At 72.5% G+C, this 14,844-nt stretch carries 13 protein-coding genes and 1 pseudogene; 7 read left to right on the forward strand and 7 right to left on the reverse strand.

Going from position 1 to position 14,844, the window contains the following annotated elements; genetic code table 11:
- Positions 1-78 precede the first annotated feature (78 nt).
- Entirely contained in the window at positions 79-2,310 is a 2,232-nt protein-coding gene (gene katG / locus ACFYP4_RS10110) for a catalase/peroxidase HPI (RefSeq protein WP_358853366.1), read from the forward strand.
- Between the two features lie 123 nt (positions 2,311-2,433).
- Here the strand turns inward: katG and ACFYP4_RS10115 are convergent, their stop codons facing one another.
- On the reverse strand, positions 2,434-3,498 hold the full coding sequence (locus tag ACFYP4_RS10115; RefSeq protein ID WP_358853365.1) for an NAD(+)/NADH kinase: 1,065 nt from the start codon (positions 3,496-3,498) through the stop codon (positions 2,434-2,436).
- A gap of 129 nt (positions 3,499-3,627) precedes the next feature.
- Here ACFYP4_RS10115 and ACFYP4_RS10120 point away from each other — a divergent pair, with 129 nt between their 5' ends.
- The gene (locus ACFYP4_RS10120) at positions 3,628-4,305 is read left to right on the forward strand and encodes an AIM24 family protein (RefSeq protein WP_358853364.1); all 678 of its coding nucleotides are present in this window, start codon (positions 3,628-3,630) and stop codon (positions 4,303-4,305) included.
- Between the two features lie 43 nt (positions 4,306-4,348).
- On the opposite strand, the gene ACFYP4_RS10125 is transcribed toward ACFYP4_RS10120, so the two are convergent.
- Both ACFYP4_RS10125 and ACFYP4_RS10130 read right to left on the reverse strand, forming a co-directional pair.
- Positions 4,349-5,452 carry a polyprenyl synthetase family protein gene (locus ACFYP4_RS10125; protein ID WP_358853397.1) on the reverse strand — a complete coding sequence of 368 codons (1,104 nt, stop codon included), beginning with the start codon at positions 5,450-5,452 and terminating at the stop codon, positions 4,349-4,351.
- 263 nt (positions 5,453-5,715) lie between these two features.
- Positions 5,716-6,741: pseudogene (locus tag ACFYP4_RS10130) on the reverse strand (tetratricopeptide repeat protein); the annotation flags it as partial.
- Positions 6,742-7,064: 323 nt separating this feature from the next.
- Between ACFYP4_RS10130 and ACFYP4_RS10135 the strand changes: the two are divergent.
- Positions 7,065-7,691, forward strand: a complete 627-nt coding sequence (locus tag ACFYP4_RS10135) for an alpha-ketoglutarate-dependent dioxygenase AlkB (protein ID WP_358853363.1) — start codon at positions 7,065-7,067, stop codon at positions 7,689-7,691.
- 54 nt (positions 7,692-7,745) lie between these two features.
- On the opposite strand, the gene ACFYP4_RS10140 is transcribed toward ACFYP4_RS10135, so the two are convergent.
- On the reverse strand, positions 7,746-8,951 hold the full coding sequence (locus ACFYP4_RS10140) for an FAD-dependent monooxygenase (protein WP_358853362.1): 1,206 nt from the start codon (positions 8,949-8,951) through the stop codon (positions 7,746-7,748).
- Between the two features lie 300 nt (positions 8,952-9,251).
- Here ACFYP4_RS10140 and ACFYP4_RS10145 point away from each other — a divergent pair, with 300 nt between their 5' ends.
- The 3 genes from ACFYP4_RS10145 to ACFYP4_RS10155 all read left to right on the forward strand — a co-directional run bounded on the left by ACFYP4_RS10145 (position 9,252) and on the right by ACFYP4_RS10155 (position 11,304).
- Positions 9,252-9,734, forward strand: a complete 483-nt coding sequence (locus ACFYP4_RS10145; protein WP_358853361.1) for a hypothetical protein — start codon at positions 9,252-9,254, stop codon at positions 9,732-9,734.
- Positions 9,735-10,073: 339 nt separating this feature from the next.
- Positions 10,074-10,445, forward strand: coding sequence for a tyrosinase cofactor (locus ACFYP4_RS10150; RefSeq protein WP_358853360.1), 372 nt, complete (start codon positions 10,074-10,076; stop codon positions 10,443-10,445).
- A gap of 34 nt (positions 10,446-10,479) precedes the next feature.
- Entirely contained in the window at positions 10,480-11,304 is an 825-nt protein-coding gene (locus ACFYP4_RS10155; RefSeq protein WP_358853359.1) for a tyrosinase family protein, read from the forward strand.
- A 139-nt stretch (positions 11,305-11,443) separates the two neighbouring features.
- Here the strand turns inward: ACFYP4_RS10155 and ACFYP4_RS10160 are convergent, their stop codons facing one another.
- Together ACFYP4_RS10160 and ACFYP4_RS10165 are read right to left on the reverse strand one after the other, a co-directional pair.
- Positions 11,444-12,163 carry a ribonuclease H gene (locus tag ACFYP4_RS10160; protein WP_358853358.1) on the reverse strand — a complete coding sequence of 240 codons (720 nt, stop codon included), beginning with the start codon at positions 12,161-12,163 and terminating at the stop codon, positions 11,444-11,446.
- Positions 12,164-12,444: 281 nt separating this feature from the next.
- Positions 12,445-13,242, reverse strand: coding sequence for a VOC family protein (locus ACFYP4_RS10165; protein WP_358853357.1), 798 nt, complete (start codon positions 13,240-13,242; stop codon positions 12,445-12,447).
- Positions 13,243-13,393: 151 nt separating this feature from the next.
- Here ACFYP4_RS10165 and ACFYP4_RS10170 point away from each other — a divergent pair, with 151 nt between their 5' ends.
- Positions 13,394-14,410: a zinc-binding alcohol dehydrogenase family protein gene (locus ACFYP4_RS10170; protein ID WP_358853396.1), complete on the forward strand. Its 1,017-nt coding sequence runs from the start codon at positions 13,394-13,396 to the stop codon at positions 14,408-14,410.
- Between the two features lie 172 nt (positions 14,411-14,582).
- Here ACFYP4_RS10170 and ACFYP4_RS10175 read toward each other — a convergent pair whose 3' ends face one another.
- Positions 14,583-14,729, reverse strand: a complete 147-nt coding sequence (locus tag ACFYP4_RS10175) for a hypothetical protein (RefSeq protein ID WP_358853356.1) — start codon at positions 14,727-14,729, stop codon at positions 14,583-14,585.
- Positions 14,730-14,844 lie beyond the last annotated feature (115 nt).

The raw sequence follows: 14,844 nt of genomic DNA on the forward strand, positions 1-14,844 counted from the left end.
AGTACGGGCCCCGTGCCTCAACTGTTCCGCCCCCCGCAGTTCTTGAGCACCGCGATCCGCCTGGTCGGAAGGATTCCCATGTCTGAGAATCACGATGCAATCGTCACGGACCCGAAGACGGAGGACGGCGGTGGCTGCCCGGTCGCACACGGGCGCGCCCCGCACCCGACCCAGGGCGGCGGCAACCGCCAGTGGTGGCCGGAGCGGCTCAACCTGAAGATCCTCGCCAAGAACCCCGCCGTGGCGAACCCCCTCGGCGAGGACTTCGACTATGCCGCTGCCTTCACGTCCCTGGACCTGGCGGCGGTGAAGCAGGACATCGCCGAGGTGCTCACGACCTCGCAGGACTGGTGGCCCGCGGACTTCGGCCACTACGGCCCGCTCATGGTCCGCATGGCGTGGCACAGCGCCGGCACCTACCGGATCAGTGACGGCCGCGGCGGCGCGGGGGCCGGCCAGCAGCGCTTCGCCCCGCTCAACAGCTGGCCGGACAACGTGAACCTCGACAAGGCCCGCCGTCTGCTGTGGCCGGTCAAGAAGAAGTACGGGCAGAGCCTGTCCTGGGCCGACCTCCTGATCCTGACCGGCAATGTCGCCCTGGAGACGATGGGCTTCGAGACCTTCGGCTTCGCCGGCGGCCGCGCGGACGTCTGGGAGCCCGACGAGGACGTGTACTGGGGCCCGGAGACCACCTGGCTCGGCGACGAGCGCTACACCGGTGACCGCGAGCTGGAGAGCCCTCTCGGCGCGGTCCAGATGGGCCTCATCTACGTCAACCCGGAGGGCCCGAACGGCAACCCGGACCCGCTGGCCGCGGCCCGCGACATCCGCGAGACGTTCCGCCGGATGGCGATGAACGACGAGGAGACCGTCGCCCTGATCGCGGGCGGCCACACCTTCGGCAAGACCCATGGCGCGGGCCCGTCGGACCACGTCGGCGCCGACCCCGAGGCCGCCTCGATGGAGGAGCAGGGCTTCGGCTGGAACAACACGTTCGGCACCGGCAAGGGCGCCGACACGATCACCAGCGGCCTCGAGGTCACCTGGACCGGCACGCCCACGCAGTGGAGCAACGGCTTCTTCCAGAACCTGTTCGGCTTCGAGTGGGAGCTGACGAAGAGCCCCGCCGGCGCGCACCAGTGGGTGGCGAAGGACGGTGCGGGCGCGGGCACCATCCCGCACGCCCACGACGCGTCGAAGCGCCTGGCGCCGACGATGCTGACGACCGACCTCGCGCTCCGCTTCGACCCGGCCTACGAGCAGATCTCGCGCCGCTTCCTCGAGAATCCGGACGAGTTCGCGGACGCCTTCGCCCGCGCCTGGTTCAAGCTGACCCACCGTGACATGGGCCCCGTCGTGCGCTACCTCGGCCCGGAGGTCCCGGACGAGGTGCTGTCGTGGCAGGACCCGCTGCCCGCCCTCACACACGAACTCGTCGACGCCGCGGACGTCGCCGCGCTCAAGGAGCAGGTCCTCGGCTCCGGCCTGACCGTGTCCCAGCTCGTGTCCACCGCGTGGGCCTCGGCCTCGTCCTTCCGCGGCAGCGACAAGCGCGGCGGCGCCAACGGCGCGCGCATCCGCCTCCAGCCGCAGAACGGCTGGGAGGTCAACGACCCGGACCAGCTGGCGGGCGTGCTGCGGACCCTGGAGGGCATCCAGGAATCCTTCAACGCCGCCCAGGTGAGCGGCAAGCGGATCTCCCTCGCCGACCTCATCGTGCTCGCGGGCGCCGCGGCCGTCGAGCGCGCCGCCGAGGAGGCCGGCTTCGAGATCCAGGTCCCGTTCACGCCGGGCCGTGTGGACGCATCGCAGGAGCAGACCGACGTGGAGTCGTTCGCCGCGCTCGAGCCGACGGCCGACGGGTTCCGCAACTACCTCGGCAAGGGCAGCAGGCTGCCGGCCGAGTTCCTGCTCCTCGACCGGGCGAACCTGCTGACCCTGAGCGCCCCGGAGCTGACCGTCCTGGTCGGCGGTCTCCGCGTCCTCGGCGCGAACCACCAGCAGTCGCAGCTCGGCGTCCTCACCACCACCCCCGGCGTGCTGACGAACGACTTCTTCGTCAACCTGCTCGACCTGGGCACGACGTGGAAGGCGACCTCCGAGGACCAGACGGCCTTCGAGGGACGCGACATCGCCACGGGCGAGCTCAAGTGGGCCGGCAGCCGCGCCGACCTCGTCTTCGGCTCGAACTCCGAGCTCCGCGCCCTCGCGGAGGTCTACGCGAGCGACGACGCGAAGGAGAAGTTCGTGAAGGACTTCGTCGCGGCGTGGGACAAGGTCATGAACCTGGACCGGTTCGACCTCGTCTGAGCGCACACCTGACGTCCGGGCCGGCACGCACCATCGCCGGCCCGGACGTCTCTTTGCGGGGTCCCCCGTCCGCCGGGCGCACCTGTCTGCCGGAGGAATCCCCCGCCGCGTCCGGTCGAAGCGTCAGGCGGGCGGGGCGGGCCTGGGCGGCATGGCCAGGTGGGCGAGGTCCGGCGGCGGCGGGGAGGTCTGCGGCCACAGCGGGGCGGCGTCCCCGTCCGCGACGGCGGCCGGGGCGTCGGTGAGGTTCATCCGCTCACGCAGCCGGCCGTAGAAGTCGGTCGGCCCCAGCCGGACGGCCCGCAGCCGCCGGGGAGAGGCGTAGACGCCGATCCAGTCGCCCGGTTCGAGAACGCCGCGCACCTGGCCGTCGATGCTGACGGCGGCCTGCCCGGAACGCTCCAGCAGGCGCAGGGCGACGGGTTCGTCGGGCGCGGCCACGACCGACCGGTTGAAGGTCATGTGCGGGGCGACCGGGGTGAACACCAGCGCGTCCGCACGGGGAGAGACGACAGGACCACCGGCGGCGAAGCTGTAGGCGGTGGACCCGGTGGGCGTGGCGACCAGGAGCGCGTCGGCGGAGTAGGACGCGAGGAGCCTCCCGGCGAGGTAGACGCCGGCGGACACCTGCCGGTCCCGTGACAGCTTCTCCAGGACGATGTCGTTCAGGGCGGTGACGTTCAGGGCCACCCCCCATTCGTCACCGGTCTCGCAGTCGGTGCGCACACGGGGCGGCGGCAGGAGCGGCCCGCGGCCGTAGCGCATCAGTGCGGCCATGTCTGCCGGCACCTCCAGCGGGCGGGAGGCGCGCAGTGTGAGCAGCATGCGCTCCTCGACGGTCAGGCGGTCCTCGCGCACCGCGTCCAGCGCCGAGCGCACCGCCGTGGCCGACACCTCCGTCAGGAATCCCACCCGTCCGAGGTCGATGCCGAGGACCAGCGCGTCGTTGTCGGCGGCCAGGCGGGCTCCGCGCAGGAAGGTGCCGTCACCGCCGAGGGTGACGACGAGATCGGGGTTGCCGGCCGCCTCGTTCTCCTCGTGGGCGCTGTGCCGGCCGCCGTCGTTCCACACGTCGATGTCCGTGCACTGCACGGCGTGCTCGGCGCACCAGGCGCGGACACGGTCGGCGGCGTCCACGGCTTCCCGGCGGCCTCCGTGGACGACCAGGCCGATACGGCGAACTGTCATGTGGGCCTCCATGCCCAGCGTACGGAAGCAACCGCGCGGCCGCCTCGGGAGCGGGACCCTGGCGGGCAGTTGGTCCCGGACGCTGAGCGATCTTGGCGGAACCGATGGCTCCGGGACAAGATGACCCGCATGAAGGGTGACCTCTTTTCCAGTGAGCACATGGTGCGGCCGGCCGTAGCGCCGGGCATGACCGTGCAGAACGCCAAATCCATCAAGTACGCCGTCAACGGTGAGATGTTCGCGCGGCAGGGGGCGATGATCGCCTGGCGTGGGGCGCTGCAGTTCGAGCGCAAGGGCCAGGGCGTGGGCGGCATGCTCAAGCGGGCGGTCACCGGTGAGGGGCTGGCGCTGATGTCGGTGCGCGGACAGGGCGAGGCCTGGTTCGCGCACGAGGCGCAGAACTGCTTCATCGTGGACGTCGAGCCGGGCGACGTGTTCACGGTCAACGGGCGCAACGTGCTCTGCTTCGACGCCTCGCTGTCGTACGAGATAAAGACCGTGAAGGGTGCGGGCATCTCCGGCGGCGGCCTGTTCAACAGTGTGTTCACCGGGCAGGGCAGGCTGGGGCTGATCTGCGAGGGCAACCCGCTGGTCATCCCGGTGTCGCCGCAGCAGCCGGTGTACGTGGACACCGACGCGGTGGTCGGCTGGAGCGCGCATCTGACCACGTCGCTGCACCGGTCGCAGTCGTTCGGGTCCATGATCCGGGGCGGCTCGGGCGAAGCGGTGCAGCTGAAGCTGGAGGGTGACGGTGTCGTCGTCGTGCGGCCCAGTGAGGTGACGCCGCAGAAGGCGCAGCAGCACTGATCCGGGTGCCCCCGGCCCTCGGGCGCCGGGGGCACGGCGGACGTCAGAGCGTGCGGTCGGTGAGAGCGGACAGCAGGGTCCGCAACTCCGCGCGCGGGCGCGGCGCGAGCGGGGCCGACTCCAGGAGTGCGTCGGCCGCCGCGAGATGACTCCGGGCCTCCGTCAGCGCCGCCGCGCGGCCACCGCACCGCTCGATCAGGAGTGCCGACCGGTGTACGGCGGAGTCGTCGAGGGCGGTGGGCGCGGTGAGCAGCCGGGCCAGTTCGCCGCGGCCCGGCGCGTTCAGGGCGGCGAGCACCGGAAAGGTCTTCTTCCCCTGCCGGAGGTCGCCGTGGACGGGCTTGCCGGTGACCGCCGGGTCGCCCCAGATGTCCAGCAGGTCGTCGACGATCTGGAAGGCCACGCCCAGGTGCCGGCCGGCGCGGTCGAGCGCCGTCACCGTTTCCCTGTGCGCCCCGGCGAGTTGGGCCCCCAGTGCCAGCGCGCAGCCGAGCAGGGCACCCGTCTTGCGTTCGGCCATGGTCTCGTACTCCCCTGTGCTGACCGCCTCGGGCCCTTCCCAGGGGCGTCGGGCGAACAGCAGGTCGTCCGCCTGGCCGTGGACGAGGTCGTTCAGGGCGGCGGTCAGGTGCCGTACGGCCGCCGGGACGTGCGCGGACGGCGGCCCGGTGTCGCGTGGATCCGCGGCCGAGGGGCCGGCCGGTGCGGGGGCGGCCGTCAGGGTCTCGACGGCCAGGGCGAAGAGGGCGTCGCCCGCGAGGACGGCCGCCCCGGTGCCGTACGCCTTCCACACCGCGGGGTGGCCCCGGCGCATCGGGTCTCCGTCCATGATGTCGTCGTGCAACAGCGAGAAGGTGTGCACGAGTTCGACACAGACCGCGGCCGGGACGCCGGTCCCGGCGGGCGCTCCGGCCGCCTCGGCTCCGAGGACGGCCAGTGCCTGCCGTACTCCCTTGCCCGGGCGCGGGGCGGCCGCACCGCCGGCGCCGGGGCGGCCCAGCGCGTAGCGCGCCATCTCGCCGATCCACGGGTGCAGGGTGCCGACCGCCGCCGCGAGCGCCGGGGCGACCAGTTCACGGCAGCGGTGCAGGAGGTGCGAGGCGTCGGCGGGCGCCGTCCGTTTCCCGGCGTACGGGGGTGTGGTCAGGGCCGTCACGGGCGGGCCTCCGTCTCGGCGTGCGCGACGCTGTCCGTACCGCCTTGCGGACGGCGGTCCCCGTCCCCGTCGCCGCCGTCCGCCGGGTCCGGGACGACGACGCCGGCCTCCGCTTCGTCTGTGTCGTCCGCCGGGGCGGGGACGCCGCCGCCGTCCGCCGGGGCGGGGACCGCGTCGCCGCCTCCGCGCTGGGCGGGGACCGCACCCACCGCGCACCCGGTGCTTGCGGAGGGCGCCGTCCCGGCCGACGGCGGCTCGGTGAGCCCCAGTTCCGCGCGAGCTCGGTCGATCATCGTGCGACCGTGTCGCAGGCCTATGTGCTCGAATACACGGGTCAGCTCGGCCAGGTCCGCGGCCGTGGCGGCGCGGTCCCGTCCCAGCCGGGCCCGGGACTTGACCAGCCCCAGCAGGGCCAGCGCCCGGCCGCGGGGTTCACTCATCCCCTCGAACTCGGCGAGCGCCTGCGCGTAGACGTCCCGGGCCTCCGCGTGACGCCCGGCCCGGTAGAGGACGTTGCCGCGCATCTTGTGGTTGTAGGCGAGCGCGCTGACCAGGTTCATCTGTCGGCACGAGAGCTCGGCCTCGGTGAGCAGTTCCAGCGCGCGGCGCGTGTCCCCATCGCGCGCGGAGACGATGTCGGCCAGTCCGCGCAGCGCCCAGGCGTGGCCACGCCGGTCCTCGGCGCCCGCGGCGATCTCGGCGGCTTCCTTGAACATCGCGTACGCGGTGTCCAGCGAGCCGGTGTTGCGGTGCATCTGGGCGATGCCTTCCAGGGCCCACACGGTGTGGCGGGCCTCGCCGCGCTTGCGGGCCTCGGCCAGGAGCTGCTCGTGCAGGGCGGCCACCGCCTCGTAGTCACCCTGGATCCGTCCGGTCTCGGCCAGGCCGGCGAGGGAGTAACCGCGGACCACCACGTCCCCGGCCGACCCGCCCAGGTCTGCGGCCAGCCGCAGCAGGCGCCGGGCGAGAGGGAACGCGCCGCGCTGCCGGGCCAGGGTGCCGCCGCTCCACAGCGCCCACGCCATGGCACCGGTGTCCCCGGCCTCGCGGGCGGTCCGGTAGCTCGCCTTCCACGCCCGGTCGGCGTCCGTCACCTGGCCGAGCCTGCGGTGCGCCTCGGCGACCGCCAGTCCGGAGCGTGCCGCCTCACGCCGTGCTCCGGTGCGTTCGGCGGCGCGCAGCTGCTCGGTGCCCGCCGCCAGGACGTCGGTCAGTGAGGAGTTCACCGACAGGGTGGTCAAAGCGCCCTGGTATTCCGGGGCGAAGGCCTTGTCGTACATGCGTGCCTTTCGGTCTGCCGTCAGTGGGGCCGACTGGTGCCCGACGGCCGGTCTGGGACGTGACGGGACGGACAGACGCGCGCGGAACCAGCACCTCGCTTCGTCCGCGCACCGGCGCACTCGCATCTATACACCATGTGTATACATCGAGCGCATACTGACCCGGACGCCAGCCCGGAACACCCCTGGTCCACCGTCGCGGGCCACCGGCCCGTTGCCGATCAAGACGGCGGCGGCGCTCGCGAGGTTGCCTCACGGAGGCCACTCTTCCGATCCGCTCGCCATATTGAACACATTTTCGAATAGCGAGGTATCCTGCAGATATGTCCATGCACCTCCAGGGCTCACTGTTCGACCAGACCGACGACGTGGGCCTGAACTCCCTCGGCGGACTGCGCCGGACCGAGCTCGGCGACGGGGCCTGGATCGATCTGCTGCCCGGCTGGCTCCGCGGCGCGGACGCGCTGTTCGAACAGCTCGCCGCCGATGTCCCCTGGCGCGCCGAGCGCCGGCAGATGTACGAGCAGGTCGTCGCCGTACCCCGGCTGCTCTGCTACTACCGGGCCGGCGCCCCGCTCCCGCACCCCGTCCTCGACGAGGCACGCGACGCACTCGGCGCCCGGTACGCCACCGAACTCGGCGAGCCGTTCGCCACGGCCGGGCTCTGCTACTACCGCGACGGCCGCGACAGCGTGGCGTGGCACGGCGACCGCATCGGACGGGGCGCCCGCGAGGACACGATGGTCGCCATCCTGTCCGTGGGTGCGGCACGCGACCTGGCACTGCGCCCCCGCGACGGCGGCGAGACCCTCCGCTACCCCCTCGGGCACGGCGATCTGATCGTGATGGGCGGCTCCTGCCAGCGCACGTGGGAACACGCCGTCCCGAAGACGGCGCGCGCCACCGGCCCCCGCATCAGCGTCCAGTTCCGCCCGCAGGGCGTGAACTAGGGTGCCCACCGCGGCGGGAGGCCCGCCCCCGGGACGGCCGGCCCCGTCGGGCGGTCAGCGGCCGGAGCGGGCCTGCACCGTGCGTGCCAGCCGGGGTCCGAGCCAGCGCTTCAGCCGGCGCAGGGCCTCCGACTGGCCGGCCGCCCGGTCGAGCCGGTAGTAGAGCTGCGGCGGGACGTACGGGAGCAGCGGGGAGTGCCGCTGGCCCAGCAGAGCGAACATCTGCGCGGGCGGGAGGCCGATGTAGCGCGGCAGGTTCTCGTACCACTGGGCGCTGTGCCGGGCCGCGCTCTGGACCGGCAGGAGAGCGGACCTGCGCTCCCGTTCGTACCGGGCGAGGGCGGTCGGCAGGTCCGTGCGGGCGCCCAGGGCGTTCGCCAGGGACATCGCGTCCTCCAGGGCCAGGGTGGTGCCGGCGCCGATGGAGTAGTGGGTGGTGTGGGCGGCGTCGCCGAGCAGGACGAGGTTGTCGCGGTACCACGTCCGGTTGGTGAGCGTGCGGAAGTTGAGCCACTGGGCGCTGCCGTCGGGCTGCGCCCGGCCGATCAGCCCGTGTCCGTCCAGCAGGTCGGCGAAGAGTTTCTCCAGCAGCGCAAGGCCGTCCGCCTCACTCGCCCGGTCGAGACCGAGGCCGGTCCAGGTCTCCGGGGAGCACTCGACGACGCAGGTGCTGCGGTCCCCGCTGAACCCGTAGGCGTAGCACCAGATCCAGCCGTGCGCCGTCTCGACGAAGGCGAACGTGAAGGCGTCGAAGACCTTGGAGGTGCCGAGCCAGATGTAGCGGTTGCGCCCGAGTGTGATGTCGCTGCCGAAGTGACCGGCGTGCCGGGTGCGCAGTCCGCTGTTGACGCCGTCCCCGGCGACCACCAGGTCGGCGTCCGGGACCCGGTCGCCGGCCGCGATCTCGTGCTCGAACTCGATCCGCACTCCCAGTGACGAGGCCCGTCGGGCGAGGAGGTCGAGCAGCCGGTGCCGGCCGATGCCGAACCCCTCGTCGCCGTGGTGCACCGTCGTCCGGTCGCCGACGTGGGCGACACCGTCGCTCCAGCGCACCGATCCGTCGGCGACGGCGAGCGCCGACTCCGGGTCCCCCTCGCGCAGTTTCTCCAGCAGGCCGCCCCAGTAGGTCACACCCCAGCCGTACGTCGATCCGGCCGGATTCCGCTCGTGGACGGTGATGTCGTGGGACGGGTCCTGGCGCTTCATCAGGATCGCGAAATACAGGCTCGCGGGTCCGCCACCGACGCACGTGATCTTCACGCGCACCCCCCTTGTGGTTACGCAACTGCGGTCAATTGACCACGAAGAGTAGCAGCGCGGAGCCGACGGCCCGGCGCCCGGCGAACGAGATCAGACGTGCGGGCGCCCACCACTTTCCGGCACGGCGCCTCCGCCCGCCGCCGATGCGTCCGCCTCCCGCCGATGCCTCCGCGCCTCCGCCCGCCGCCGCTGCCGCTGCCGCTGCCGCTGCCGCTGCCGCTGCCGCCGGGGACGATCGCATCTCCCCGCCCAGGCGTACGATCGCGCCCTCGCCCGCAGCCCACACCCGGAGGCATCACCATGCGTTCGCCCGCCATCCCCGTCCTGGCCGCACTCGACGACCTGTCCCGCGCTGCCGCCGAACGACGGTGCACCGTCTGGCGACTGGACGCCCCGGAGTCGGATCTGGAGGTCGCGGCCGTCCGGCTCCCGCCGGGCGCGCCGGTCGAGTTCCCGGACGACTCCGAAGCGCTTCTGGTCGTACTGGACGGCCAGGGGTACGTGCGATCACCGAGCGGCCGGGAGGAACTGGCGGCGCACACCGCCGCCTGGCTTCCCCGCGGCACGGAAGCCCGCGCGCACGCGGGAGACACCGGCATGTACTGCCTCACCATCCGGCCGCCCCGGTCCGGCCGCCCCGCGCCGCCCCCGGGGGCCGCCCCGGCGCCCGCGGGCGGTGAGCCCGCCTGCCTGCTCCAGCAGGTCTGCGCCGAGTGCGGACGCATGGCGACGGAGAGCGACGCCCGCTACTGCAACCGCTGCGGCACACCCCTGCCTGCCTGAGCCGGACCCGAGGCGCACGAGGACCGGTCGGAAAGGCACGGCGCTCCGCCGGCCGGCCCGCCCGGACCCCGTTTCCCGCCAGTCTGCGCGAGTGATCCACGCCACTGCACACCCCCCGCCTCCGCAAGATCATCGCGGTACGGGACACCCTCGGGAGGAATTCTCCTTTCCGGTCTTCCCGGGCACCCGCCACAGCAAGATCATCTTCGTTCAAACTTGCACGACATTTGGTTAATTGTCCGGATCACAGCCAACCGGGTCGCAGCGATTTCTTCCGCTCTCCGACAGACCGATAAGCATGCCGGGTCAGCACAGAGAGCCGTTCCAGGAGGACTTCGCATGCCTGAACTCACCCGCCGCCGTGCCATCGGCGCCGCGGCCGCCTTCGCCGCGGCGGCCGGATCACAGACCGTCACCGCGCCCACCGCGTCCGCGGCCGCCGGACGCCCCTCCGGACCGGAAGCGTTCGACGAGGTCTACCGGGGCCGCCGCATACAGGGCCGCCCGACCGGCGGCGGACACCATCACGGCTCGGCGTACGGAGTGTTCGTCGACGGGGTGGAACTGCACGTGATGCAGAACGCGGACGGCAGCTGGATCAGCGTCGTCAGCCACTACGACCCCGTGCCCACGCCGCGCGCCGCCGCCCGCGCCGCCGTGGTGGAACTCCAGGGGGCACCACTCGTCCCGCTCGGCCCCGCCGCCCACTGACCCGCACCGCGAACAGACCGGAAAAGACCCGCACATGACCGTACGCAAGAACCAGGCCGTCCTGACCGCCGACGAGAAGCGGCGCTTCGTCGACGCCGTCCTCCAGCTGAAGCGCAGTGGACGCTACGACGCGTTCGTCACGACGCACAACGCCTTCGTCCTCGGGGACACGGACAACGGCGAGCGGACGGGGCACCGTTCACCCTCGTTCCTGCCCTGGCACCGCAGATTCCTCCTGGAGTTCGAGCGGGCGCTGCAGTCCGTCGACGCCGGCGTCGCGCTGCCGTACTGGGACTGGAGCACGGACCGCTCGCCCCGCTCCTCGCTGTGGGCTCCCGACTTCCTCGGCGGCACCGGCCGCAGCCTGGACGGCCGGGTGACGGACGGTCCCTTCGCCGCGTCCGCAGGCAACTGGCCGATCAACATACGCGTGGACAGCCGCACTTACCTGCGGCGCGCCCTCGGCGGCGGCACGAGGGAACTGCCGACGCGGGCCGAGGTCGACTCGGTGCTCTCCATGGCGACGTACGACATGGCCCCGTGGAACAGTTCCGCCGACGGTTTCCGCAACCACCTCGAGGGCTGGCGGGGCGTCAACCTCCACAACCGGGTCCATGTCTGGGTGGGGGGCCAGATGGCGACCGGCGTCTCCCCCAACGACCCGGTCTTCTGGCTGCACCACGCCTACATCGACAAGCTGTGGGCCGACTGGCAGCGCCTGCACCCCGGTTCCGGCTATCTCCCCGTCGGCGCGACGCCGAACGTGGTCGACCTGAACGAGACGATGAAGCCGTGGAACGACGTGCGTCCGGCCGAACTGCTGGACCACACGGCGCACTACACCTTCGACACCGCCTGACCCCCGGGACCGCGTTCCCCGCGAGCGCGTGAACGGCACGAGGGGGTTCGTCACCGAGCAGGCCGACGCGGCACCGTCGCCCGAGCCGCATCCCCAGCGCGGCCGGCGGTGCCGCCCTGAACTGGTGCGTACGACGTACTCAGGCGTCGGCCGCGGCCGTACGGCACTCCGGGTGACCCCAGCCCTGCGCGTTCTTCGCGATGGGCTCCCCCGCCGCGTAGGAGCGTCCGCAGACACAGCGGCCGGGGAACTTCGCCTTGATCGTCCGCGCCGGACCGCCCGTACGGGAGCCCGTGGCACCCGAACGGGCGGACTTGCCCGCGGGGCGGCGCTGCGTGCCCGACGCCGGTGTGTCCGGCGACGGGGGCGGCTCCGGGGACCCGAGGTCACTGCCCGCGGGTTCCTGGGCGACGGCCGCCCGGCTCGCGGCGCGGTCCGCGAAGTCGTTCAGGCGGTCGCCGTCCACCTGGTGGGCCGGCACGTAGCGGAACTCGACCGAGCGGCCGTCGAGCAGCTCGTCGATCCGGGCGACCAGTTCCTGGTTGGCGACGGGCTTGCCCGCGGCCGTCTTCCAGCCCTTGCGCTTCCAGCCGGGAAGCCAGGTCGTCACGGCCTTCATCGCGTACTGGGAGTCCATCCGGATCTCCAGCGGGACGTCCGGCGCAACCGCCGTCAACAGCCGTTCGAGCGCGGTGAGTTCGGCGACGTTGTTGGTGGCCGTGCCCAGCGGGCCGGCCTCCCAGCGGGCGGGGGTCTCCGTGTCGTCGGCGACCACCCAGGCCCAGCCGGCGGGTCCGGGGTTTCCCTTCGACGCCCCGTCACAGGCCGCCACAACGCGTTCAAGCATGTCCCCGATCATGCCACGGGCCGACACCCGCCAAGGGGCCGGGGCCGGTCGCCCCGCCGTCGCTCCCGGTGATCAGTCGCTGCCCAGCGGCGTCGCCGAGTGCAGGACGTACGTGCCGTCGCGGTGGCCGGCCACCAGTCCCCTGTCACACAGCACACCGATCTGACGGCCGACGCCCGGCAGCGGCATGCCGATCGCGAGGGCGACCTCGGAGCTGGGATCCGGCGTGCCGGGCGATTGTCCGGGCCGAAGGGGAGTCGGGTGCCCGGCCCGCCGTTCAGCCGTTCAGCCGTTCACGAGACGTCGGTGAGTTCGGGCATCTCGCCCTGCGTCGTGCTGATGTCGATCACGGTGAAGGACGCGCCCTGGGGGTCGCTCAGCGCGGCGAAGCGGCCGAACGGACTGTCCATGGGCCCGAAGCGCAGTACTCCGCCCCGGTCGGTCGCCTTCGCCACCGCCGCGTCGCAGTCCTCGACGGTGAAGTACACGTTGATGTACGGAGGCACCTCCGGCGGGAAGTCGTCCGTCATCCGCATCCGGCCCAGCACCGGGCCCTCGCCCAGCCGGTAGATCCGGAAGTCCATGTGCTCGTCCGCCACCTGCTGGGCCCGGTAGGGGAAGACGGCCGGGAAGAACGCGTCCGACTTCTCCGGCTCGCGGGTGAACACCTCGGCCCAGCAGTACGCGCCCGGTACCGCGGTCGCCTCGAAGCCCTCGTGGACGCCGCCCTGCCACACTCCGAAGACGACACCGCCCGGATCACGGGCCAGCACCATGGTGCCGAAGTCGCCGACCTGCATCGGCCCCATCAGCACCTCGCCGCCGTTGTCACGGATCTTCTGCGCGGTGGCCGCGGCATCCGGTGAGGCGAGGTACAGGCACCAGGCGGACTGGCCGTCCTGGCCGGGCATCGGCGGCACGACGGCGGCCACCGCCTTGCCGTCCGCGTACGCCTGCGTGTAGTTGCCGTACTCGGTCGACGACTCGCCGAACGTCCAGCCGAGTACGTCACCGTAGAAACTCTTGGCCGTTTCGACATCGCCGAACATCGCGTCGGCCCAGCACGGTGTTCCTTCGGGTTGCACGGCCATGACGTCGACCTTCTTCTCTTCGCCGGTTGGTTTCGTTCCTCACGCTAGCCAGCCCGGGCCAGTGCCGCGCGCCGAGCGCGGCGACCTGCACGAGACTGGGCACAGCACGGGAGATGCCGGAGGCGTTCACCGACGGGACGGAACACGGATGATGCACGCGTGGGAGGTGGCCCGGCCCGGGCCGATCGAGCAGGAGCCGTTGCGCTTCGTCGAGAAGCCGGTCCCGGTGCCCGGGGACGACGAGCTCCTCGTGCACGTCCGCGCCTGCGGGGTGTGCCGGACCGACCTGCATGTCAGCGAGGGCGACCTGCCGGTCCGCCGGCCCGGGGTGACACCGGGGCACGAGGTGGTCGGCGTGGTGGCGGCGACCGGGTCGGCCGTGAGCGGGTTCGCGAAGGGCGACCGGGTCGGCGTGGCCTGGCTGCGCTCCACCGACGGCACCTGCGTGCACTGCGCCCGCGGGGCGGAGAACCTGTGCCCCGCTTCCACGTACACCGGGTGGGACGCCGACGGCGGCTACGCCGAGTACACGACCGTTCCTGCCGGCTTCGCCCATCGCCTGCCCCGGGACGTCGACGACGTCGCCCTCGCGCCGCTGCTGTGCGCGGGCATCATCGGGCACCGCGCGCTGCTGCGCGCGTCGCTCCCGCCGGGCGGCCGCCTGGGGCTGTACGGCTTCGGGGGCAGCGCCCACCTGTGTGCCCAGGTGGCGCTCGCCCAGGGCGCCACCGTGCACGTCCTGACGCGTGACGCGGCCTCGCGCCGGCTCGCGCTCGAACTGGGGGCGGCCTCGGCGCGTGACACCTACGACGCTCCTCCGGAACCCCTGGACAGCGCGATCCTCTTCGCACCGGCGGGGGACCTGGTCCCGGTCGCGCTGCGCGCGCTCGACCGCGGCGGTGTCCTGGCGGTGGCGGGGATCCATCTGAGCGACATCCCGCCGCTGCACTACGAGGAGGAGCTGTTCTACGAGAAGGAGTTGCGCAGCGTCACGTCCAGCACGCGCGCGGACGGGCGCGAGTTCCTCACCCTGGCCGCGCGGTACGGCGTCGAGGCCACCACGCACGCGTACCCGCTCTCGCGTGCGCAGGAGGCCCTTCAGGACCTCAAGGCCGGCCGCTTCGACGGAGCTGCCGTGCTGGTGAACGACCTGCCCGCCCGGCACTGACCACGCGCCGGCCGGGCGGCGTCCCAGGGCACCGGTCGTCGAGGTTCACGACGTCGCCGGGGCGGTGGGCACACGGGCCGATGGGGCGCCGACTTTCGTGGCGGGGCAAATTCCGGCCGGCCACGTGCCGCGTCGACGCTCAGCCTCGCCCTCGCCCTCGCCCTCGCCCACGTCATCCCCCGGTGGAGAAGAAGATCGTGTCTTGGGTGTACCAGCCGAATTTCCGTTTGAAGTCCCATTCGTCGTGCTCCGTCTGAAGCATGTCAATCAGGAGGCGGAGATTGGCCAGGGGCAGCATGCCGATGTCGGGGCCGTCCACGGGGCGGCTCAAATGGAAAGGCAGCTCACGGGGCAGCTCGGCAACAGATAGCCCTGAGGCAGCAGGTCCGGACTCACGCCCAGCCGACGCAATTCGTCGTCCATCAAGCCGAAGA

This window comes from Streptomyces sp. NPDC005551 (assembly GCF_042871785.1).
Classification (GTDB): Bacteria; Actinomycetota; Actinomycetes; order Streptomycetales; family Streptomycetaceae; genus Streptomyces.